Origin of the sequence: Variovorax sp. V15, from assembly GCF_041154425.1 — a bacterium.
Classification (GTDB): Bacteria; Pseudomonadota; Gammaproteobacteria; order Burkholderiales; family Burkholderiaceae_C; genus Variovorax; species Variovorax guangxiensis.
This window is the reverse complement of record NZ_AP028659.1, coordinates 2,716,472-2,736,619: the sequence shown is the minus strand read 5'-3', so window position 1 is coordinate 2,736,619 and position 20,148 is coordinate 2,716,472. Positions and strand designations below refer to the sequence as shown.

Sequence of the window (20,148 nt, the reverse complement as noted above, 5' to 3'; positions counted from 1 at the left end):
CGCCGCCGCGAGAACCCGCCATGCAATCCGTCTCCGGACAGAAGATCTTCCGCATCCGCCGCGACTACAACGCCTGGGTCGCGAACGAGACGCTGGAGGACTACGCGCTGCGCTACACGCCGCGCAGCTTCCGCAAATGGTCGGAGTTCCGCGTCGCCAACGCGGCCTTCGGCGCCACCTCCTTCCTGGCGCTGGAGGCCATCGGCGGCGCGATCGCGCTGAGCTACGGCTTCTCGAACGCGCTGTGGGCCATCCTCGTGGTCGGGCTCATCACCTTCCTCACGGGCCTGCCGATCTCGTACTACGCGGCGCGCCACGGCGTGGACATGGATCTGCTCACGCGCGGCGCGGGCTTCGGCTACCTGGGCTCCACGCTCACTTCGCTGATCTACGCTAGCTTCACCTTCATCTTCTTCGCGCTGGAGGCGGCCATCCTCGCGCTGGCGCTGCAGATGTACCTCGACTGGCCGCTGTGGCTGCTGTACATGGTGTCGTCGATCGTCATCATCCCGCTGGTGGCTCGGGGCATCACGCTCATTTCGGGGCTGCAGCTGTGGACGCAGCCGATCTGGATCGTGCTGTTCGTCTGCCCCTTCGTCGCGGTGCTGGTGAAGAAGCCCGAGCTCTACGCCGACTTCACCGGGCTGGTGGGCCGCACCTCCGACAGCAGCGGCTTCGACCCGCTGATGTTCGGCGCCGCCGCCACCGTGGCCTTCTCGCTGGTGGTGCAGATCGGCGAGCAGGTCGACTACCTGCGCTTCCTGCCCGAGAAGACCGCCGCCAACCGCGTGCGCTGGTGGACGGCGGTGCTGGTCTCGGGGCCGGGCTGGATCGTGCCGGGCATGCTGAAGATGATGGGCGGCGCCTTCCTCGCCTTCCTGGCGCTGCAGCACGAGATACCGGCCAACCACGCGGTCGAGCCCACGCAGATGTACCTCACGGGCTTCTCCTACGTGCTGCGCGATCCGGCCTGGGTGCTGGGCATCACGGTGCTGTTCGTGCTGGTGTCGCAGATGAAGATCAACCTGACGAACGCCTATGCAGGTTCGCTGGCATGGTCGAACTTCTTCGCGCGGCTCACGCACAGCCACCCGGGGCGCGTGGTGTGGCTGGTATTCAACGTGGCCATCGCGATACTGCTGATGGCGCTGGGCGTGTTCGCGGCGCTGGAGCACGTGCTGGGCTTCTACAGCAACATCGCCATCGCCTGGGTGGGCGCGCTGGTGGCCGACCTGGTCATCAACAAGCCGCTGGGCTGGAGCCCGCGCACCATCGAGTTCAAGCGCGCGCACCTGTACGACATCAACCCTGTGGGCCTGGTGTCGATGCTGGCGGCGGCGGCGCTGGCCATGCTGGCCTACTCCGGCACGCTGGGGCAATGGGCGAAGGCTTTTTCGCCCTTCATCGCGCTGGCCACCGCCATGGCGCTGTCGCCGCTGCTGGCCTGGCGCACGCGCGGGCGCTACTACCTCGCGCGCAACGACATCGAGCGCTGGAAGCCGGGCCAGGCCGTGAAGTGCTCGGTGTGCGACAACAGCTTCGAGTCGGAGGACATGGCGCACTGCCCTGCCTACAGCGCGCCGATCTGCTCGCTGTGCTGCACGCTCGAATCGCGCTGCCACGACCGCTGCAAGACAAACTCGCGAGCGGCCGAGCAGATGAGCGGCTGGCTGCAGGCGCTGCTGCCGCCGGCGCTCTCGGCACGCCTGAACTTCCGCGTGGCGCACTACCTGCTGGTGGCCGCGTCGCTCATCGCGCTGCTGGCGACCGTGGTGGGCGTGGTGTATGCGCAGGAAGCGCTGGCGGGCACCAGCGACCCGGTCATGGCCACGGCCTTCCTGAAGGTGTTCGCGCTGCTTTCCGTGGTGGCCGCGGTGGCCGCGTGGTGGGTGGTGCTGGGCAGCGAGAGCCGGCAGATGGCGCAGGAGGAATCGAACCGGCACAACAACCTGCTGGCGCTCGAGATCGAAGCCCACCGCCGCACCGACGCCGCCTTGCAGGCCGCCAAGGAAGCCGCCGAGGCCGCCAACCAGGCCAAGACCCGCTATGTGGCCGGCATGACGCACGAGCTGCGCACGCCGCTCAACAGCATCCTGGGCTACTCGCAGATCCTCCTGAAGGGCGACTCCGTGAAGCCGCCGCGCGAGGCGGTGCAGACCATACACCGCAGCGGCGAGCACATGCTGGGCCTGATCGACGGCCTGCTCGACCTGGCACGCATCGAGGCCGGCCGGCTGCAGCTGGAGCCCGCGCCGCTGGCGCTGCCGGCCTTCCTCGACCAGCTGGTGCACATGGTGCGCCCGCAGGCCGAGAACAAGGGCCTGGCCTTCGTCTACACGCACGCGGGCCGGCTGCCGCCGTGGGTGCATGCCGATGCGAAATGGCTGCGGCAGATCCTCATCAACCTGCTGACGAACGCGGTGCGTTTCACCGACAGCGGCACCGTCACGCTGCACGTGGACGCTCGGCGCGAGGTGCTGCGCTTCGACGTGGCCGACACGGGCATCGGCGTGGCGCCGCAGGACCACCAGCGCATCTTCCTGCCCTTCGAGCGCGGCGCTGCCGGCCGCCGGCGCGGCGAGCCGGGCACGGGGCTGGGCCTGACCATCACCGGCCTGCTCACTTCGCTGATGGGCGGCGAGCTCAAGCTTGCATCGACCTCGTCGCAGGGCAGCACCTTCAGCGTGCGCGTGTACCTGCGCGAGGTGGCCGACCCCGGCCCGCAGGCCGGCAAGGCGGGCGCCGTGCGCCAGCCCGTGTCGGGCTACATCGGCGAGCGCCGCACGCTGCTGGTGGTGGACGACCAGCCGGTGCAGCGGCAGATGCTCGCCGGCATGCTCGCGCCACTGGGCTTCGAGGTGCGCGAGGCCGCGAGCGGCACCGAGTGCCTCGACAGCCTGCGCGAGGAGCTGCCCTCGGCCATCCTGCTGGACCTGACGATGGACGACATGGACGGCTGGCAGACCGCCGCCTCGGTGCGCGCATCGGGCTTCGGCGAGATCCCGATCATCATCGTCTCGGCCAACATGTTCGAGAACCAGGCCGAGCGGCTGCGCGCGGCGGGCTGCCAGGCCTTCGTGGGCAAGCCGGTGATCGAGTCGGAGCTCATCGCCACGCTGGAGCGCCACCTGGGCCTCGAATGGCTGGCGGCCGGCGACGCATTGCCGGTCGCGCTCGACGACCTCGAAGCCCTGCCCCCTCGCCCCCGGCAGCTCGATCTTCCGGAAGACGACCGCGCAGAGCTCATGCGCCTCGCCCAGATGGGCCACGTGCGCGGCCTGCACACCGCGCTCGACCGGCTGGCCGCCGCCTCGCCCGCGGCGGCCGCCACATGCACTTGGCTGCGCGGCATGGTCGCGCGCTTCGAACTCGACAAACTCCGCAACGCACTGGCAGAAGATGCAGACACCCTCGCTCCCTGAATCGCCTTCGGCCGATCGCCCCGTGGTGCTGGTGGTGGACGACGCCCCCAGCAGCCTGGGCATGCTGTGCGACACGCTGGAGGCCAGCGGCTACACCGTGCTGGTCGCGGCCGACGGCGAGGCCGCGCTGCAGCGGCTCGAACTGGTCGTGCCAGACGCGATCCTGCTCGACGGCCTGATGCCCGGGCTCTCTGGCTTCGAGACCTGCAGGCGCATCAAGGCCAACCCGGCGCTCGCACACATCCCGGTGCTGTTCATGACGGGCCTGTCGGAGACTTCGCACGTGGTCGAAGGCTTCGAGTGCGGCGGCGTCGACTACGTGGTGAAGCCGATCCGCGCGCAGGAAGTGCTGGCGCGGCTGCACACGCACGCGCGCAACGCGCGCATCACCCGCATGGCGCGCGACGCGGTGGACGTGGCGGGCATGGGCGTGGTCTTCGTCGACACGCGCGGGCGCATCGCGTGGCGCTCGCCGCAGGCCGCGCTGTGGCTGCATGCGCTCGAGGAGCCGGTGGCGCCGGGCCTGCTGCCCGCCTCGCTCGAAGCCGCGCTGGCGCCGGGTGCGGTCATCTCGGTCGGCACGTCCACGGGCATGCGGCTGTCGGTGCGCAACCTCGGCGCGGCAGCGCTGGGCGAGACGATGCTGCTCTTCGCCGTGCAGCGCGAAGGCCCGGCCGCGCGGCTGGCGGACGCGGCCCTCACCCCGCGCGAGACCGAGGTGCTTTCATGGCTCGCCAAGGGCAAGACCAACCGCGACATCGGCGAGATCCTGGGCACCAGCCCGCGCACGGTGAACAAGCACCTGGAGCACATCTTCGAGAAGCTGGGGGTGGAGACGCGGGCTGCGGCGGCAGCGCTGGCGAGCGGTATGTAACCCCCATGGGGTAACTGCCCCAACCGCACTGGGCTATACCCCTGCGCCGCTCCTGTTGCGCCAGAATGGGGATGCCAACGGAGAACAAGATGCTCAACAGCCTTCTGCAATTTCCTGCCCGCGAGAGTGCGTACAAGCGCAAGTTCCTGAACAACACGGACGAGAACCTGTTCATGGGTTCGTTCGAGAGCTTCGCGGCGGCCGAGGCCGGCGCGCCCTCTTCCAAGGCCGTGGGCTATGCCAACGCCGACGCGGGGGAGCTCTACAGCCCGCAGATCTATTTCTACGACTACCCCGGGCTGTTCTGGCTGGGCCGCTCGATCGACGCGGGCCTCACGCGCGTGTTCGACCTGGGCGGGCACGTCGGCATCAAGTACTACGCCTTCCGGCGCGTGCTGAGCTATCCCTCCACGCTGCGCTGGACGGTGTGCGACGTGCCAGGCGTGGTCGAGAGCGGCCGCGCGATGGCCATCAAGCGCGAGGCCACGGAGCAGCTCGGCTTCACCACCGACTACCACGACGCCAGCGGCTGCGATGTGCTGTACGTATCGGGCAGCCTGCAATACCTGCCGGTGCGCATGGACACGATCCTCTCGGAGCTTGCGGTGAAGCCCCGGCGCATCGTGATGAACACCACGGCGGTGCACCCGGAGCGCACTATCTACACGCTCAACAGCATCGGCATCGCGGTGTGTCCCTATCGCATTCAACACCACGACGAGCTGCTGGCCGATCTCTCGCGCTCCGGCTACCGAAAGCGCGACGTGTGGCGCAACGAGGGCAAGCCCATCGAGGTGCCTTTCGTCGAGGGTGGCGACAAGCCCTACTACGCGGGCTGCTGCTTCGATCTGGTCGACTGACCGGGCGCGCCTGCTCTACCTCGGCGCCCGCAGCGAGCGCCGGAACTCGCGCAGCGGCAGGGCCTGCGTGGTGTCGATGCTGGTCGGGGCGCCGCGGATGAAGCCATGCACCGTGTCGCCGCGGACTTCGAGGATCGAGCCGCACGGGCCGATACCCAGCGCGCCCTCGCCGTTATCCCGTGCCAGCACGATCCATTCGGAGCCCTGCGGCAACGGCTCCTCGCGGCCCGGCGGTGCCGCGTTGAGCATGAAGTGCAGCACGCCGTTGCCCATGAAGCGGCCTGCGGCCTTGCCGGCTGGCCTGCCGTCGAGGAACTCGACCGGCTCGAACATGAAGGAGCGCGGAGGCGGCGTGTAGTCGGGCACGCCCAGGTCGAAGGGCACGACGCGTACGCGAAGCACGCGGGCGCGTGGCTCGCCGCGCGCAGCCGCCACCGAATCGAGGAAAGAGGCGCGGCCGGCGCACGAGGTGGCACCGGCCGGCTCGGCGCCGAACAGGCTCGCAGCCAGCGCGGCGGCAGCGGAAATCCGGAGCATTCGCCGGGACATCGAAAACATCTTGACTGGCCTCAAAAAGATATTAGAGTGATATCACTTTCAACGGAGGCAGCGATGCAAGAGAAGACCCCCAACATCAATCCGCGACCGGTACGCATGGAGCGCCCCTACCGGTCGATCAACGGCTACGGCGTGTCCGCGGTGGCGCTGCTGCTCATCGCGGTCGGCGTCTGGGCGATGGTGCAGCGGCTGATGCCGCTGCCCATGAGCATCCTGCTGGTCGTGGTCGGCCTCGTGCTGGTTCCGGGCCTCTACATGCTGCAGCCCAACGAGGGCATCATCCTCACGCTCTTCGGCGAGTACCAGGGCACCGACCGCTCCGAGGGCCTGCGCTGGACCAACCCGTTGCAAAGCGGCCAGAAGATCTCGCTGCGCGCGCGCAACCTCAACACCCCGCCGCTGAAGGTGAACGACAAGCGCGGCAACCCGGTGGAGATCGGCGCGGCGGTGGTCTGGCGGGTCTACGACACGGCGCAGGCCGTGTTCGAGATCGACGACTACAACAAGTTCGTCGCCATCCAGGCAGAGGCGGCGATCCGCCACCTCGCCACCCTCTACGCCTACGACAGCGGCGACGACCTGCCGAGCGACGAGACCACGCTGCGCGCCGGCCTCGACACGGTGGCCGACGCCCTCAGGGACGACCTGAACCGCCGCTTCGCCAGCGCCGGCGTCGAAGTGCTCGACGCCAAGCTCACCCACCTGGCCTACGCCCCCGAAATCGCGCAGGTGATGCTGCGCCGCCAGCAGGCGGTGGCCATCGTGAGCGCTCGGCACCAGATCGTGGCCGGTGCGGTCGGCATGGTCGAGGCTGCCCTCAGGGGCCTGTCGGAGCGCAACCTGGTCGTGCTCGACGACGAGCGCAAGGCATCGATGGTGTCGAACCTGCTGGTGGTGCTGTGCTCCGACCGCGAGACCCAGCCCGTGGTGAACACCGGTACGCTCTACACCTGAGGCGCGAACCGTACGCGCCTTCCGATCCGTATTCACCCGATGGCCAGTCCCGGCAAGAAAGCCTATCCCTTGCGCATCGATCCGGCCCTGTGGGCCGAGATCGAGCGCCTCGCCGCGCAGGAACTGCGCAGCGCGAACGCGCAGGTCGAGTTCCTGCTGCGCGAGGGGCTGGCCCGGCGCGGACGACTGCCGGCCGCCGACCCGGGCGGCAGCGCGCCCGGAGACGAGCCCGCCGCGCCTCGGTAGTAACCCCGAATCCGCTGAGGGCGGAATGACAGGTCCGGCTTCTACGATGGCTTCTGCAGCCAACTTCCCCTTGGAGACATCGTGACCAAACCTTTTCTCGGCCGTTTCAGCCCTGCCCTTTCCATCACCCGCCGCGCCGCCCTCCCGCTGATCGCGGCCCTCGCGCTCGCAGGCTGCGGCAGCCTCGGCACCAACAGCAGCAGCACCAGCAAGCCCGCCGCCGGCGCCGACATCCACGTCATGACCTCGGGTGGCTTCACCGCGGCCTACAACGACCTGCGACCCGAGTTCGAGCGCAGCAGCGGCCGCAGCGTCAAGACGGCCTACGGCGCCTCCATGGGCAATGCCGACGATTCCATTCCCAGCCGCTTGGCGCGCAACGAGCCCGCAGACGTCGTGATCCTCGCGCGCCCCGCGCTCGACGCGCTGGTGGCCCAGGGCAAGGTGGTGCCCGGCAGCCAGGTCGACCTGGTGCGCTCTTCCATCGGCTTCGCGGTGCGCAAGGGCGCGCCCAGGCCCGACATCAGCACGGTCGACGCGCTCAAGCGCACGCTGATCGCCGCGCCGTCGATCGCCTACTCGGCCAGCGCGAGCGGCACCTACTACGAGACCGAGCTGCTCAAGAAGCTGGGCATCGAGGACCAGGTCAAGCCCAAGAGCAAGCGCATCCTGAGCGAGCGCGTCGGTTCGGTGGTGGCCCGCGGCGACGCGGCGCTCGGCCTGCAGCAGGTCAGCGAGCTGCTGCCCATCGCCGGTATCGACTACATCGGCCCCCTGCCGGCCGAAGTGCAGCGCGTGACGGTGTTCTCCGCCGGCGTCGCCACCGGCTCGAAGCAGCCCGACGCGGCGCGGCAGCTCATCCGCTATCTCAACTCGCCCGCCGCGGCGCCCACCATCGCCAAGACGGGCCTGGAGCCGCTGCCGGCGCGCTGAGCGCGCACGGTCAGAGCGTCCAGCCGTCGCGCAGGAAGAACTCGACCAGCGCATCGCCAACCTTGTCGGCCTGGTCGAAGGCAATGGCGTGGCCCGCGTCGGGCAGCAGTTCGACGCGCACATGCGGCGCCTGCGCCTTCACACGGGCGCAGGCGCGCACCGGGTCGAATAGCACCTCGTCCTCGCCGAGCATCAGCAGCGTGTTCCTGGGCAGCACGCGCAGGTCGGCATCTGTCATGCGGCCGGGTGGCCTCGGATGGGCGCGCTGGCAGCGCCAGCGCACGAGCCAGTCGTCCATGGCCCAGGGCGGCGGCTCGGGCGCCTTCGGAGACGATACCAGCGCCCGGAAGGCGCGCACCAGCCGCTCGCTCGGGAAGGCTGCGGCGAAGCCCGCGCGCAGCATCGTGCCGATGCGCACCGACTCCAGGTTCGGCGGCGCCAGCAGCGCCAGCTTGCCGACGCGGCGCATGGTCTGGCGCGCGTAGGCCGCTGCGAGCCATGCGCCGAAGGAGGCGCCGCACAGCCCCACCTTGGGCCGGCCGATGGCGATCAGCACGTCTTCGAGCCAGTTGCAGTAGCCGTCTTCCGTCGCGGGGCGGCGCCCTTCGCTGCGGCCGGCGTCGCCGATGATGTCCACCGCGTAGACCTGCAGCGAGCCCGCGAGCCGAGCGATGTTGTGGACCCAGGTGGTGGCGTTGCCGCCGCCGCCGTGCAGCAGCACCACCGGCGGCGCATAGGCCGGCCCGCAGGCCAGCAGGTGCGTGCGGCCGTAGCGCGTCTCGACGTAGCGGCTCTCGTGCGGCACGGGCCAGCGCGCAAGCACGCGGGCATACGAAGCCAGCAGCGAGGAATGGGCTTCCGGCGAGCGGAAATTGCCGGCGAATAGGCGCGCTTCGAAGAGGCTCATCGATGTCCCGTTCTGTTCTTTCCTGGTGATGTGGGGCGAACACCCCGCATGGTGAGCCGCATAGATGAAGGTCTACTGAAATTCCGCCGGCTGGCGCCCCCCCTCCCTCCCGTGCGCCGGAGCACGTCTGCGTATCTGTTTCTTTGGGAATCCTTCAGCTTCGGCAGGTAGATTGCCCGCCATGAAGATCCTCCTGGCCGAAGACGATTTCGACCTTGCCACCGGCATTCGCGTCGCCTTGCAGACCCAGGGGATGGAGGTGGTATGGGTGCGCCGCGTCGAGGAGGCGCGGCGCATCCTCGAAACCGAGGGCTGCGACCTGCTGCTGCTCGACCTGGGCCTGCCCGACGGCGACGGCCTCGACGTGCTCGACCGGCTGCGGCGTGACGGCAAGCGGCTGCCGGTGCTCATCCTCAGCGCCCGCGACGGCCTGCACGACCGCCTGCAGGGCCTGGACAGCGGCGCCGACGACTACATGGTCAAGCCCTTCGTGCTGGCCGAGCTGCTCGCGCGCGTGCGCGCCCTTGCGCGGCGCAGCTACGGCGGCGATGGCGCCACCTTCGAGGTGCGAGGCCTGTGGCTGCACGAGCCGACGCAGCGCGTGCGCGTGGACGGCGTGCCGGTTTCGCTTTCGCGAAGCGAATTCCGCCTGCTGAGCCTGCTGGTGCGGCGGGCCGACCGCGTGGTCGCGCGCCGCGTGCTCGAGCAGCTCATGGTGGCGGGCACCCAGGGCGCCGTGCAGGGCCAGGGGCCCGGCAGCAACGTGCTCGACGTACACGTCTCCAACCTGCGCCGCAAGATCGGCGACGGCTACATCCGCACCGTGCGCGGCATCGGCTACGTGATCTATCTCGCCGCGCAGCAGCAGCAACCGCCGCCGCTGGAGCACACATGAACGCGGTGCTCGCCTCGATAGCGCGTGCCCCCGCGCGGCTGCTGCGCAGCGGCTGGCTGCGCGTCCGGCGGCCCTCGCTGGTGCGCCGCCTCATGTTCGCGCAGGTCGGGATGATGACGCTGCTGTGGAGCCTCGCCATCGCGGTGCTGCTGAACTCCGCGTTCAACGAAGACCTCTCGATCATGGACGCCTCGCAGCGCAGCATGCTCGTCGTGGCGCGCAACCTCACCGACCAGCCTGCCCGGCAGTACGAGAGCCTGCGCTCCATGGACATCGCGCTGCGCAACTCCTTCGGCGGCGGCGACGACAACGACGACGCGGCCATGGCGCCCAGCGTCATCGTCTGGCAGAACGGCCACGAGATCTACCGTTCCCGGGGACTGCCGCCCGAGGGCATCGCCAATACCCGCCCCGACATCGGGGAGACGGTGCAGGTCAACGGAAAGAGCTGGCGCGCGCGCACCATCGAGTCTCCTTCCGGCAAGACGCGCGTCACGCTGGTCACGCCCGGCACCGAGCAGGTGTGGCTCACCTTCCAGTCGCGCGGCTACTACATCCTGCCGCTGGTCATCAGCGTGCCCTTCCTGCTGCTTCCGGCTTGGCTGTCGATCCGCCTGGCGCTGCGGCCGTGGCGCAAGGTGGCCAGCGAGATCGCCTCTCGCGGTCCGCACGACTTGGCGCCGGTGTCGACGCAGCCGCGCCACGACGAGCTGCAGCCGATGGTGCAGAACTTCAACGCACTGATGGAGCGGCTGCGCGCCAGCATCGCGCGCGAGCAGAGCTTCATCGCCGACGCGGCGCACGAACTGCGCACGCCCATCGCGGCGATGCGCGTGAACGTGGAAGCGCTGCAGTCGCTGCTCATCGAACACATTCCCACCGAGCGGCAGGACGAGCTCTTCGCGCGCGTGCTTAGCAGCAACGCGCGCGCGGAGCGGCTGGTGGGGCAGCTGCTGCGGCTCATGCGCAGCAACGCCAGCGCCTCGGCGCCGCGCGCGCTGCGGCTGGACGACCTGGTGCAGGAGCGCCTCGCGGCGCTGTCGGCGCTGGCGCACGTGCGCGAGGTGGAGATCGAACTCATGGAGGACGAGCCCGTCGAGCTCATGGGCGACCGCGACAGCCTGGTCTCGATGATCGACAACCTGATCGACAACGCCACCAAGTACAGCCCCGTGGGCTCGGTGGTGAGCGTGGGCATCCGGCGCGACGGCGACGTGGCGGTGCTGACGGTGTCCGACCAGGGGCCCGGCATCATGCCGGCACTGCGCGAGCGCGTGTTCGACCGCTTCTTCCGCGACCCCGACCAGACGCAGACCGGCAGCGGCCTGGGGCTGGCCATCGTGCGATCGGTGATCGACGCGCACGGTGGCACCATCGCGCTGGGCGACACCGGCGTGGGGCCGGGCCTGCGCGTCACGGTGCGGCTACCGCTCGGGCCGCTGGGTTCGCTCGGGATCGTGACGCCGGCCGGGTCGTAGCCTGACCCGTAAACTGGCGGGCATCTTCCTCCATCGACGCCAGAACGCCATGACTCAGCAGCAGACGACGATCTCCCCCACCCTCGTTTCCGCCTTCGCGCCCAGCGGCACGCTGCGCGCCTCGATCAATCTCGGCAACCCGATCCTGGCCAACAAGGACGCGGCCACGGGCGAGCCGGTGGGCGTCTCCATCGACCTGGCGCGCGAGTTCGCACGGCGCCTCGGCGTGGCCATCGAGCTGGTGGTGTTCGAAAAGGCCGCCGCATCGGTCGACGCGGTGAAGAACGAGAAGGCCGACATCGGCTTCTTCGCCATCGACCCGGCGCGCAGCGAAGGGCTGCTGTTCACCGCGCCCTACGTGCTGATCGAAGGCAGCTACCTCGTACCCGACGCCTCCGCGCTCACCGACAACGCGCAGGTCGATGCCAATGGCAACCGCATCTCCGTCGGAGCAGGCAGCGCCTACGACCTGTTCCTGACGCGCGAGATCAAGGCGGCCGAGATCGTCCGCCTCCAGGGCGCAGGCCCCGCACTCGCGGCACTCCGCTCGGGCGAAGTCGAAGTGGCGGCCGGCATCCGCCAGATGCTCGAGGGCGAGGCGAGGCGCGCACCCGGCGTGCGCGTGCTGCCGGGGCGCTTCATGGTCATCCAGCAGGCCATGGGCACGCCCGCCAGCCGCGGCACCGAAGCCCAGGCCCTGCTCGCCGCCTTCGTCGAGGAGATGAAGGCCAGCGGCTTCGTGGCCGATGCGCTGAAGCGCCACCGCATCGAGGGCGCGAGCGTGGCGCCCGCTGCCTGAGCCTTCGCCTCAGAGCTTGTACGCCTCCACCGGCCCGCGCGAATAGAAGAGGAAGTAGCCGGTCGAGGTCTGGAAGCCGTTCTTCTGCCAGCCCGCCGGCACCTTGAATATGCCGAGCTGCTCGCTGGCCACGCCGACGAAGGCGGTGTTCTCCTTGTCGGTGGTGATGCGGCTCCAGTGCTCTCGCGTCACGGGCTTCATCGTCATCTTCGGCTCGCTCCAGTCCGCCGTGCGCACCTTGTCGCGCATCACGTAGCCGTCGCCCTGCCGTTCGATCTTGATGAGCTCCTTGAGCGCGCCGTTCTGCTTCACGGCGTAGGTGCCGACGAGTTCGGCCTCGGGGCCGCCGCTGTTGCCGCTGTTCGCGCCGCAGGCGGACAGCAGCAGCGCCGCCGCTCCCGCAGCCAGCCATTTCAGGAATGCTGTGTTCATGATGGTCCTTGTCGAAGAGGCGCGCACCGCTCTCGCTGAGGGCAGCGCGCGCCGGTTCAGGCGATGCTCAGCGCTTCTCGTTGTCGCGCAGCTTCAGGCTGCCCTGGAAGCGCAGCGCATGCGGGTACGACTCCTTCTCCGCGCCGGTGGCCACCGCCACCATCTTCTGCTCGCTCACCTGCGTCTTGGCCAGCAGCGGCGCCGGCAGGTTCAGCACGCCCTTGATCTGGTCGTACTGCGCCTGCGTGATGCGGCCCACGCTCAGCAGCCGGAACGCATCGCGCTCGATGTTCAGCAGCAGCGGCTTGTTGCCCGCGAAGTTCTGCGCCTTGGCCAGCAGCGCGCTCCACGAGGGGGCGCTGTAGTTGCTCACGTAGTAGTCCTGCCCGGTCGGCCCCGCCAGCACCGCGGTGCAGCCCGGCAGCTCCACCTGCGTACTGTTGCCCGACATCACGAAGGTCTTGCGCTGCTCCATCGAGTCACCATAGGCCAGCGTGACGGGAATGGTCCAGGTCGATGCCGGGTACAGGTTCTGGTTGGGGAAGGCCTCCTGCGTGATGTTCACGTAGGTGCTGTTGCCCGCGCACTGCGCGTCCACCGTGAGCAGCGGAATGCCGGTCTGGCGGATCAGGCTGTCGCCGATCTCGCTCACCTTCTTGCCGTTGCTGGCCTTCTCCAGCGAGCTCCACAGGCGCGAGGGCGTGACGTTGCCGAAGGCGTAGTCCTTCAGGTAGATGCGCAGGCCCTTCTGCATCGCCTCTTCGCCGATGTAGTTCTGGATGGTCTCCAGCACGTGGCTGCCCTTGTTGTAGACGAAGATCGACGGGCTGATGAAGCCGAACGAGCCCGCGTCGTTGAGGTTGCGCTGCACCGGCACGGCCGTGTTCTTCAGGTCGGCCACGATCACGTTGTGCTTGTCGAGAACGTAGTCGGAGAAGCTGTAGTACTCGGGGTGGAACTTGATCGTGGTGCGCCTTTCGAACCAGCGCGCGAACGACTCGTTGAGCCACACGTTGTCCCACCAGTCGAGCGTGACCAGGTCACCGAACCACTGGTGCGCCACCTCGTGCGTCACCACCGTCACCGAGTACAGCGTGGGCGTGTCGCCCGGCTTGGTGAGCACCGAGTCCGCGAACTCGAAGATCGAGCCCCAGTTCTCCATGCCGCCGAAACCGGTGTTGGGCTTGTTGTCGTAGCTGTCGTTGGCCGCGACGGTGTCGAACTTCTTGAAGGGCAGCGGGATGCCGGTGTAGTTGTAGTAGTAGTCCATCGACACCTTGGTCCACTCCATCGCGAACTTGGCCCAGTCGGAGCGGCCCGGCGGCGTGAACCAGCGCAGCGGCATCTCGCTGCCGTCCAGCGGGTTCTTGAACTTGTCGGCCAGGATGTCGAACTTGCCGCCGCCGAAGAAGGTCAGGTACATCGGCATCGAGGGTGTCTTCTCGAAAGCCACGCGCTGGTAGCCGTCGGGCAGTTTCGTCGCCTCGATCTGCGCGCCGTTGGACACCGTCTTCCAGTCGCCCGGCACCTCGGCCGAGATCTCGAAGGTATGGCGGAAGGCCGGCTCGTCCCATCCCGGGAACCACTGCCGCGCGTAGTTGGTTTCGCCCTGCGTCACGATGGCGTCGCTGCTCACGCCCTCGGGCGTGGAAAGGCCCACCTTGAAGATGCCGGTAGCCGCCGAGCAGAACGGGTTGCGCGCCACCTCGGCAGGCGGGCAGTACTCGGCGTCGGAGAACTGGATCTTGCCGTCCCACTCCATGTGCAGCAGGTACTTGCCCTTGGCGATCTGGCCGTCGTTCAGCCGCAGCTGCACGAAGTCGCCCAGCGTCTGCGGCGTGGGAATGAGCGGGATCGCCTCGCCCGGGTTCGACACCTTGCGCAGCGTGGTGCGGCCCTTCGCGAAGTTCAGGTTGTGCGCGGCGACGACGATGGCATCGACCGGCTTGAGCACTTCGATCTCCACGTCGCCACGACCCACGAAGGTCTTGAGCGCCGCATCGGGCCGGAACCAGAGCTTGTAGTTGCTGGGCCAGACGGTGTCGGGTAGTTCCATCGGCTTTGCGGAGCGGTCGACTGCCGAAGCGGAGTTGTCGGCGAGGTTGGGCGCGCCGTCATCGGGTGCCTTGGCGGTGGGATCGGAAACGGGAGCGGAAACGACCTGGTCAGACGGAGCGCTGAGCCCCGTGCCGGCACCGCCGAACGAAGCGCCACCACTGTCTCCGCCGCCGCCGCAAGCCGTGAGCACGGCAAGGGTCACTGCGGTGATGGCAAGATGATTGACCACGGGTGTATTGAATCTTTTCATGATCGCCTCTGAGTACTCTTGGTAAGAAGAAACATGCGCCGTCCCGCATGCGCCGGCGGATAGCCTGCGATGCGCATGACGCGCGCGGTGATGAGTGAGATGAACAACGGGGGAATCGGGAAGAAACGGGCAACACGGCGCCCTCCCGGCGAACTCATCCGTTCGTCAGGACCACACAGTCATGCAGGGTCACACCGCGCGCGAAGCGGCGGTCCCAGGATGCGAGGCGTAAGGGGTTCCATTCCCGGCGATCGCGGGGTGATGGGGATGTGGAGGCGGGGCTTGTAGCGCGAAGGCCTTCGTCAGTGCATGCGCATCGTCGGCGCGATGCACGTCCGCGAAGCGGAAACGGTGCGGGCCGTGTTGGCGATGGCAAGACTTGCTGCGGCTCTTGTCGTTGATTTCACGCGCATTCCCTCGTCCATTGATGTCGCACAGTTGTAGCTGATGGACGCTGTGCGCTCAACGAATCGCGGAACTTTTCTTTCTCAAAATGTTCGCGCGCCATAGGCCGAATGGCGTCATGGCATGCGGTACATGCCATGCAATACGAAGATGGTTCAGCCGCCGAAACACCTGCTCACGCAGATGACGGAAAACGGCTCGCGACACTGTGACGCGACGGCCACAGTACGAAGGTACAAGCCTTCGAAAAGCCTATGAAAGCTGTGAACCAGAGACTGTGTGCGCGCCGTGCGAACGGTCGCGCAGCCACAGCATGAAGCCGCAGCCGAACACGACGATCTGCGTGCCGATGAGCAATGCGAAGCCCGCGAAGAAGCCGGAGGCCGACGAAGCCGCCGATGCCGCGGGACTGACGCCCACGCCATGCGACATCGCGCCGATCACGCCGCCCATCAGCGCCGGCATGAAGCCCGCCACGAGGCTGCCCACGCCGTTGGTCACGCCGAAGGCACTGGCCGTGTGCTCGGGCCGCGAGCAGTACTGCACCGTGCTCGGAATGGCCGGGCTCTGCAGGCCCCAGAAGAAGTTGGCCGCCACCAGGCAGCACGCAGCCGCATAAGGGTCGCGCGCATTGATGGCCATCAGCACAGACAGCGCCACGCCCACGCTCGCGCCCATGAAGATGAAGGGCACGCGCTCGCGCCCCACCTTGTCGATGAGCACGCCGCCGACGAACACCGCGAGCACGGTGGCGTACTGCGGCAGCGAGGCCAGCCAGCCCATCTCGCGCATCGAGAAGCCGCGCGCCTCGCGCAGGTAGGTCGGCAGCCAGTTGCTGCTGCCCCAGAGGTACGCCAGCGCTGCCGAGGTGAGCAGCGTGATGAGGAACAGGTGCCGCGTATGGAGCGCACCCTTCACGATGCCGCCCACGCGCGACATCGCCTCGCCGAAGGAAGACGGCTTCACGCCATCGGCATGCCCCGCCGGCATGCGCACGAAGGCCAGCACCAGCGGAATGCCGAGCACGATGTTCAGCACGCCGAGCACGTGGAAGGAGCTGTCCCACGCGAACTGCGTGAGCAGCCAGCCCACCAGCGGATAGCCGATGGCCAGCCCCAGCCCGGTGCCCATGTTGACGAAGGCGTTGGGCTTGCCGTTCTCGTCGCTGCGGAAGTGCGCCTTGATGTACGCCGAGGCCAGCGAGAAGAGCGGCCCCTCCGACACGCCCAGCAGCACGCGCGAGGCCAGCAGCAGGCCGTAGCTGTGGAACATCGGCGAGGCCCACGTCACCACGCCCCAGAGGATCAGCCCATAGACCAGGCTGCGCCGCACGCCGAAGAGCGCCGAGCAGAACGGCGTGAGCACGAAGGCCGACACGCCGTAGCCCAGCATGAAGGCCGTCGCCAGGAAGCCCTGGCTCACGCGGTCGGTGGCGGCGAGGCCTACATGGCTCAGGAAGGCCGCGTCGGTGATCAGCACCGCGATGTTGATGCGGTCCACGTAGGAGATGGCGACGATCACGAACAGCGTGATGACGCCGTACCAACGAAGGTTCCTGTCGTTCTTGCCGCTGTCGTTGTCGTTTCTGCTGCTCTGCATGGCCGTTCCTGCCGGGGTGAAGGTGATGAGGCGCGCGCGCCTAGAACATGTGGCGCATGCCGAACTCGGTGCCGCTGGAGGCACGGTTCGGCGCGGTGATCGCGCCCGAGAGGGCCTGCGATGCACCGTTGCTGTTGCTGATGCGCGCGATGGTTGCGTACAGCGCGGTGCGCTTCGAGAGGTTGTGCACGTAGCCGATGGCCAGCTTCGACGAGGTCGGCTTCAGCAGCGCCCCCGCCGGCTCCAGCCTGTAGCGCGCATACGAGGCCTTGATCTCGCCGGGCCCGATGGGCAGCTGGAAGCCGACCAGCACGCCCTTGGCGTCGGTGGTGCCTTTCGACTCCTTGTACAGCTCGCTCGTGAGCTTGAGGTTCATGAGCGAGGCGTCGAAGGTGTAGGAGGCGCCGAGGTTGGTCACGCGCAGGTCGCCGCTCGCATAGCGCGTGCGGCCGGTGGCCAGCGCGATGTTGAGGCCGCCGCCCTGGTAGCCGAAGCGCGCGCCGGTGTGGTCGCCGTCGTGCCTGTTCGACACCAGCGTGCCCGGCAGCACCGACCTGGAGTCGTTCTCGCCCATGGCGTACATCACCTGGCCGTAGAAGCCACCGAGGCTGGCCGGCAGCAGGTAGCCGATGCTGTTCGATGCGCGCGTGCCGGTGGGCGCGACGAGGCCGCCCAGGCCCGAGAAATAGATCTGGTTGGCGCCGATGCCGCCGCCCGTGCCGAAGGGATCGAAGATGGCGGTATTCCAGAAGGCCGGCACGTAGTCGCGGCCCAGCCGCACTTCGCCGAAGGGGCCGGCAAGGCTCACGGTGGAGCGGCGGTTGAAGCTCAGCACGCCCGCCGGCCCGTTGCCGCTGGCCTGGTTGTTGGTGTTCGAGGGAAAGCCCTGCGCGCTGTCGTTCTGCAGGCCCATCTCCAGCCAGAAGTTGGCGGAGTAGCCGCCGCCCAGGTCCTCCGTGCCACGAAAACCGAGGCGGCTGAACATGTTGCCGCTGTTGCTCAGTTGCGTCTTGTGGGCCGAACCGGGGCCGCTTCCCTTGGTGTAGGTGACGGCCGCATCGACCACGCCGAAGAGCGTGAGGGAAGATTGGGCCAGCGCTGCGCCAGCCCCGCTGGCCGCAGCCAGCGCGATCAGGTACTTTTTCATTGAGTTGTCTCGGGTAGTTTTCTTCTGTCGGCCTTCGGCCCTGTTCAGATGTCGAGCACCAGACGCTCGCCCTTGCAGCGAGAGACGCAGATCATCATGGTCTTGTTGGACGCACGTTCGATCTTCGTGAGGATGCCGTCGTGGTGGTCGATATCGCCTTCGAGCACCGCCGTCTCGCAGGCGCCGCACACGCCTTCCTTGCAGCTGTGGTCGGGGTTGAGCCCGGCGTCGATCAGGCTGTCGAGGATCGACTTGCCCGCCGGCACCTCGACGCTCCTGCCGCTCCTGGCGCACTCCACCACGCAGGCCTGCGAGGCGGCGCCCGATTCCACCTGCACCGCGGCGAAGCGCTCGATGTGCGCGTTGGCATAGCCCAGCTGCTCGCAGCTCTTCTCGAAGGCATCGAGCATCGGCGTGGGCCCGCAGCAGTAGTAGTGGCTGGAAGCGCCCTTGCCCGACAGCAGCTCGACGAGGTTGGGCGGCGCTCCCTTCTCGTCGTCGAAGTGCCAGGTGAGCTCAACCGACTTTTCTTTCGCCAGCGCCTCGATGGCGTCGCAGAAGGCGGCCTCCTTGCGGGTGCGGGCGCAGTAGACGATCTCGACCGGCTTGCCGATGGCCACCAGCCGCTGCAGCATGCACCAGATGGGCGTGACGCCGATGCCGCCGGCCACGAGCACCGAGCGCTCGGCGCCCTCTTCCAGCCTGAAGTTGTTGCGCGGGGCCGAGATGGGCAGCGTCATGCCCACGCGCAGCTGCTGGTGCACGTAGCGCGAGCCGCCGCGGCTCTTGCGGTCGTTGAGCACGCCCACCACGTAGCGCTGGCGGTCGCTCGACGGGTTGCACAGCGAGTAGCTGCGCACCAGCCCGTTGGGCAGGTGCAGGTCGATGTGCGAGCCGGCCTCGAAGGCGGGGAAATCCACCGCGGGCGTGGCCGGCCGGAACTCGACGCTCACGATGCCGTCGGCCTCGTAGCGCATGGTGTGCACCAGGGCGTTGAGCGTTGGGGAAGACATGGCGAAGCTCTCTCCCCTGTCAGGCCGTAGCGGTCTCGCTCGCCTGGGCGAGTTGCGCGACCGCCAGATTGCGCATGTGTCGGCGCAGGCGAACGATGCCCAGGTCGTGCTGGTACAGGTTCTCGTGCTGGTTGGCGTCGGCTTCCATCTCTTCGAGCATCACGCGGTCCTGCTCCAGCACGTGCCAGTGGCGCGCCTCCAGGCGATTGCGGTACAGGAAGCGCCAGGTGTCGCGCTGCCAGCCCGGCTGCAGCTTGCGCACGCGCCAGAAGAAGGTGGCCGTCATGCCCTTCACGATGGGCGAGAAGGCGCCGATGATGATGAAGTTGCCGCCGGGGCCACCGGTCTTCGGGTAGGGAATCTCCAGGCGCATCCAGTGGATGCCGGTGTCGGCCCACTCGGTCCAGTCGAAGTTGACGTTGCGCTGGCCTTCCTTCTCGAAGACGAAGCCGATGTCGGTCTGGCGGATGCCGAACTTCGCGCTCGAATCGCCCTCGGCCATCGAGTGCGACTGCTTGTGCAGGTACGTGCCGTGCATCGGGTCCATCACGTTGTCGAGCACGTAGCGGTAGTCGCCCTTCCACTCGGTGTAGCAGAGGAAGCTGCTGTATTCGGCATCGTCGGTGAGCTGCTCGGGCAGCACCAGCGGCGGCGGCACGTCCACCGGCTCTTTCGAGTTGTAGATGAACACCGCGCCCGCGCGCTCCTGCACGTGGAAATGCATCGTGGCCTTGGAGCCCTCGAGCTTGCAGCCGGGGCTGCCGGGCACGCGCGTGACCACGCCATCGTGGCGCACTTCCACGCCGTGGTACGGGCAAGAGAGCCGGTCGCCCAGCACCACGCCCTGCGACAGCGGCGCGCCGCGGTGCGGGCAGCGGTCTTCCAGCGCGTGCAGCACGCCTTCGCCGTCGCGCCACAGCGCGAGCTTGCGGCCGAGGCGGCGCAGGGAGACGGGGTTCTCCTTGATGAAGTGCGAGGGGCAGACCGGATACCAGAGGTCCTTCAGGCCGATCTCGAGCAGATGGTCGACCGGGTCCGCTGCAGCGTTGCCGGCGGGTTGGATGGCGATGGTCATGATGTTCCCTTTCCCTCTCAGGCAGCCAGCGCCGCCAATTCCTTGCGATACAGCTCTTCGGTCCATTGCTGGCCGCCCGGCGTGGCGAGGCCGCTGTCGTTCAGGCGCTGCACCAGCCCCGGCAGGTCGTGGATGCCGTCGGCGAAGGCGCGCTCGATCACGTCGCCCAGCAGGTCTTCGTAGGTGGTCGCGGGGCGACGGCGCGCCTGGTGCGGTTGCAGGTAGCGGTCTTGGGTTTGCATC

At 68.2% G+C, this 20,148-nt stretch carries 19 protein-coding genes; 10 read left to right on the top strand and 9 right to left on the bottom strand.

Annotation, left to right across the window (positions count from 1 at the left end; genetic code table 11):
- Positions 1-20: 20 nt before the first annotated feature.
- From ACAM57_RS12835 to ACAM57_RS12825, 3 genes are all read left to right on the top strand, one after another.
- Entirely contained in the window at positions 21-3,422 is a 3,402-nt protein-coding gene (locus ACAM57_RS12835; RefSeq protein ID WP_369661913.1) for an ATP-binding protein, read from the top strand.
- Positions 3,400-4,296: a response regulator gene (locus ACAM57_RS12830; RefSeq protein WP_369661912.1), complete on the top strand. Its 897-nt coding sequence runs from the start codon at positions 3,400-3,402 to the stop codon at positions 4,294-4,296. Before ACAM57_RS12835 ends, ACAM57_RS12830 begins: the two co-directional genes overlap by 23 nt.
- 89 nt (positions 4,297-4,385) lie before the next feature.
- A complete protein-coding gene (locus ACAM57_RS12825) occupies positions 4,386-5,156 on the top strand; it encodes a TIGR04325 family methyltransferase (RefSeq protein ID WP_369661911.1) in 771 nt (256 codons plus the stop codon).
- Positions 5,157-5,171: 15 nt separating this feature from the next.
- Here the strand turns inward: ACAM57_RS12825 and ACAM57_RS12820 are convergent, their stop codons facing one another.
- Positions 5,172-5,693, bottom strand: a complete 522-nt coding sequence (locus ACAM57_RS12820) for a hypothetical protein (protein ID WP_369661910.1) — start codon at positions 5,691-5,693, stop codon at positions 5,172-5,174.
- Positions 5,694-5,768: 75 nt separating this feature from the next.
- Here ACAM57_RS12820 and ACAM57_RS12815 point away from each other — a divergent pair, with 75 nt between their 5' ends.
- The 3 genes from ACAM57_RS12815 to ACAM57_RS12805 all read left to right on the top strand — a co-directional run bounded on the left by ACAM57_RS12815 (position 5,769) and on the right by ACAM57_RS12805 (position 7,847).
- Positions 5,769-6,668: an SPFH domain-containing protein gene (locus ACAM57_RS12815; RefSeq protein WP_184637218.1), complete on the top strand. Its 900-nt coding sequence runs from the start codon at positions 5,769-5,771 to the stop codon at positions 6,666-6,668.
- Positions 6,669-6,707: 39 nt separating this feature from the next.
- A complete protein-coding gene (locus ACAM57_RS12810; RefSeq protein ID WP_126022096.1) occupies positions 6,708-6,914 on the top strand; it encodes a hypothetical protein in 207 nt (68 codons plus the stop codon).
- A gap of 81 nt (positions 6,915-6,995) precedes the next feature.
- Positions 6,996-7,847: a substrate-binding domain-containing protein gene (locus ACAM57_RS12805; RefSeq protein ID WP_369661909.1), complete on the top strand. Its 852-nt coding sequence runs from the start codon at positions 6,996-6,998 to the stop codon at positions 7,845-7,847.
- Between the two features lie 10 nt (positions 7,848-7,857).
- Here the strand turns inward: ACAM57_RS12805 and ACAM57_RS12800 are convergent, their stop codons facing one another.
- The gene (locus tag ACAM57_RS12800; RefSeq protein WP_369661908.1) at positions 7,858-8,754 is read right to left on the bottom strand and encodes an alpha/beta fold hydrolase; all 897 of its coding nucleotides are present in this window, start codon (positions 8,752-8,754) and stop codon (positions 7,858-7,860) included.
- A gap of 181 nt (positions 8,755-8,935) precedes the next feature.
- Between ACAM57_RS12800 and ACAM57_RS12795 the strand changes: the two genes are divergently transcribed.
- Genes ACAM57_RS12795 through ACAM57_RS12785 form a run of 3 tightly spaced genes read left to right on the top strand, consistent with a single transcriptional unit; the run spans position 8,936 to position 11,926 of the window.
- Positions 8,936-9,649, top strand: a complete 714-nt coding sequence (locus tag ACAM57_RS12795; RefSeq protein WP_369661907.1) for a response regulator — start codon at positions 8,936-8,938, stop codon at positions 9,647-9,649.
- Positions 9,646-11,127 (top strand): ATP-binding protein, encoded by a 1,482-nt coding sequence (locus ACAM57_RS12790; RefSeq protein WP_369661906.1) that lies wholly within the window; start codon positions 9,646-9,648, stop codon positions 11,125-11,127. The genes ACAM57_RS12795 and ACAM57_RS12790 overlap by 4 nt, the downstream gene beginning before the upstream one ends.
- A gap of 49 nt (positions 11,128-11,176) precedes the next feature.
- Positions 11,177-11,926, top strand: a complete 750-nt coding sequence (locus ACAM57_RS12785; RefSeq protein ID WP_369661905.1) for a transporter substrate-binding domain-containing protein — start codon at positions 11,177-11,179, stop codon at positions 11,924-11,926.
- A 9-nt stretch (positions 11,927-11,935) separates the two neighbouring features.
- Here the strand turns inward: ACAM57_RS12785 and ACAM57_RS12780 are convergent, their stop codons facing one another.
- Together ACAM57_RS12780 and ACAM57_RS12775 are read right to left on the bottom strand one after the other, a co-directional pair.
- Positions 11,936-12,358, bottom strand: a complete 423-nt coding sequence (locus tag ACAM57_RS12780) for a hypothetical protein (protein ID WP_369661904.1) — start codon at positions 12,356-12,358, stop codon at positions 11,936-11,938.
- 67 nt (positions 12,359-12,425) lie between these two features.
- Positions 12,426-14,666 carry a M1 family metallopeptidase gene (locus tag ACAM57_RS12775; RefSeq protein WP_369661903.1) on the bottom strand — a complete coding sequence of 747 codons (2,241 nt, stop codon included), beginning with the start codon at positions 14,664-14,666 and terminating at the stop codon, positions 12,426-12,428.
- A 309-nt stretch (positions 14,667-14,975) separates the two neighbouring features.
- Between ACAM57_RS12775 and ACAM57_RS12770 the strand changes: the two genes are divergently transcribed.
- Positions 14,976-15,110, top strand: a complete 135-nt coding sequence (locus ACAM57_RS12770; protein ID WP_260319252.1) for a hypothetical protein — start codon at positions 14,976-14,978, stop codon at positions 15,108-15,110.
- A 213-nt stretch (positions 15,111-15,323) separates the two neighbouring features.
- Here ACAM57_RS12770 and ACAM57_RS12765 read toward each other — a convergent pair whose 3' ends face one another.
- Genes ACAM57_RS12765 through ACAM57_RS12745 form a run of 5 tightly spaced genes read right to left on the bottom strand, consistent with a single transcriptional unit; the run spans position 15,324 to position 20,147 of the window.
- Positions 15,324-16,670 (bottom strand): MFS transporter, encoded by a 1,347-nt coding sequence (locus ACAM57_RS12765; protein ID WP_369661902.1) that lies wholly within the window; start codon positions 16,668-16,670, stop codon positions 15,324-15,326.
- Positions 16,671-16,710: 40 nt separating this feature from the next.
- On the bottom strand, positions 16,711-17,817 hold the full coding sequence (locus tag ACAM57_RS12760) for a porin (RefSeq protein ID WP_369661901.1): 1,107 nt from the start codon (positions 17,815-17,817) through the stop codon (positions 16,711-16,713).
- Between the two features lie 44 nt (positions 17,818-17,861).
- Positions 17,862-18,830 carry a 2Fe-2S iron-sulfur cluster-binding protein gene (locus tag ACAM57_RS12755; protein WP_369661900.1) on the bottom strand — a complete coding sequence of 323 codons (969 nt, stop codon included), beginning with the start codon at positions 18,828-18,830 and terminating at the stop codon, positions 17,862-17,864.
- 19 nt (positions 18,831-18,849) lie between these two features.
- Positions 18,850-19,905: a Rieske 2Fe-2S domain-containing protein gene (locus ACAM57_RS12750; protein WP_369661899.1), complete on the bottom strand. Its 1,056-nt coding sequence runs from the start codon at positions 19,903-19,905 to the stop codon at positions 18,850-18,852.
- Positions 19,906-19,922: 17 nt separating this feature from the next.
- On the bottom strand, positions 19,923-20,147 hold the full coding sequence (locus ACAM57_RS12745; RefSeq protein ID WP_126022084.1) for a recombinase-like helix-turn-helix domain-containing protein: 225 nt from the start codon (positions 20,145-20,147) through the stop codon (positions 19,923-19,925).
- Position 20,148: the final 1 nt, after the last annotated feature.

What these genes read in the sequence shown, in the direction of transcription:
- ACAM57_RS12835 (WP_369661913.1), top strand. Translation starts at nt 21, where the DNA reads ATGCAATCCGTCTCCGGACAGAAGATCTTCCGCATCCGCCGCGACTAC.
- ACAM57_RS12830 (WP_369661912.1), top strand. Translation starts at nt 3,400, where the DNA reads ATGCAGACACCCTCGCTCCCTGAATCGCCTTCGGCCGATCGCCCCGTG.
- ACAM57_RS12825 (WP_369661911.1), top strand. Translation starts at nt 4,386, where the DNA reads ATGCTCAACAGCCTTCTGCAATTTCCTGCCCGCGAGAGTGCGTACAAG.
- ACAM57_RS12820 (WP_369661910.1), bottom strand. Translation starts at nt 5,693, where the DNA reads ATGCTCCGGATTTCCGCTGCCGCCGCGCTGGCTGCGAGCCTGTTCGGC.
- ACAM57_RS12815 (WP_184637218.1), top strand. Translation starts at nt 5,769, where the DNA reads ATGCAAGAGAAGACCCCCAACATCAATCCGCGACCGGTACGCATGGAG.
- ACAM57_RS12810 (WP_126022096.1), top strand. Translation starts at nt 6,708, where the DNA reads ATGGCCAGTCCCGGCAAGAAAGCCTATCCCTTGCGCATCGATCCGGCC.
- ACAM57_RS12800 (WP_369661908.1), bottom strand. Translation starts at nt 8,754, where the DNA reads ATGAGCCTCTTCGAAGCGCGCCTATTCGCCGGCAATTTCCGCTCGCCG.
- ACAM57_RS12795 (WP_369661907.1), top strand. Translation starts at nt 8,936, where the DNA reads ATGAAGATCCTCCTGGCCGAAGACGATTTCGACCTTGCCACCGGCATT.
- ACAM57_RS12790 (WP_369661906.1), top strand. Translation starts at nt 9,646, where the DNA reads ATGAACGCGGTGCTCGCCTCGATAGCGCGTGCCCCCGCGCGGCTGCTG.
- ACAM57_RS12785 (WP_369661905.1), top strand. Translation starts at nt 11,177, where the DNA reads ATGACTCAGCAGCAGACGACGATCTCCCCCACCCTCGTTTCCGCCTTC.
- ACAM57_RS12780 (WP_369661904.1), bottom strand. Translation starts at nt 12,358, where the DNA reads ATGAACACAGCATTCCTGAAATGGCTGGCTGCGGGAGCGGCGGCGCTG.
- ACAM57_RS12775 (WP_369661903.1), bottom strand. Translation starts at nt 14,666, where the DNA reads ATGAAAAGATTCAATACACCCGTGGTCAATCATCTTGCCATCACCGCA.
- ACAM57_RS12770 (WP_260319252.1), top strand. Translation starts at nt 14,976, where the DNA reads ATGCGCATCGTCGGCGCGATGCACGTCCGCGAAGCGGAAACGGTGCGG.
- ACAM57_RS12765 (WP_369661902.1), bottom strand. Translation starts at nt 16,670, where the DNA reads ATGCAGAGCAGCAGAAACGACAACGACAGCGGCAAGAACGACAGGAAC.
- ACAM57_RS12760 (WP_369661901.1), bottom strand. Translation starts at nt 17,817, where the DNA reads ATGAAAAAGTACCTGATCGCGCTGGCTGCGGCCAGCGGGGCTGGCGCA.
- ACAM57_RS12755 (WP_369661900.1), bottom strand. Translation starts at nt 18,830, where the DNA reads ATGTCTTCCCCAACGCTCAACGCCCTGGTGCACACCATGCGCTACGAG.
- ACAM57_RS12750 (WP_369661899.1), bottom strand. Translation starts at nt 19,905, where the DNA reads ATGACCATCGCCATCCAACCCGCCGGCAACGCTGCAGCGGACCCGGTC.
- ACAM57_RS12745 (WP_126022084.1), bottom strand. Translation starts at nt 20,147, where the DNA reads ATGCAAACCCAAGACCGCTACCTGCAACCGCACCAGGCGCGCCGTCGC.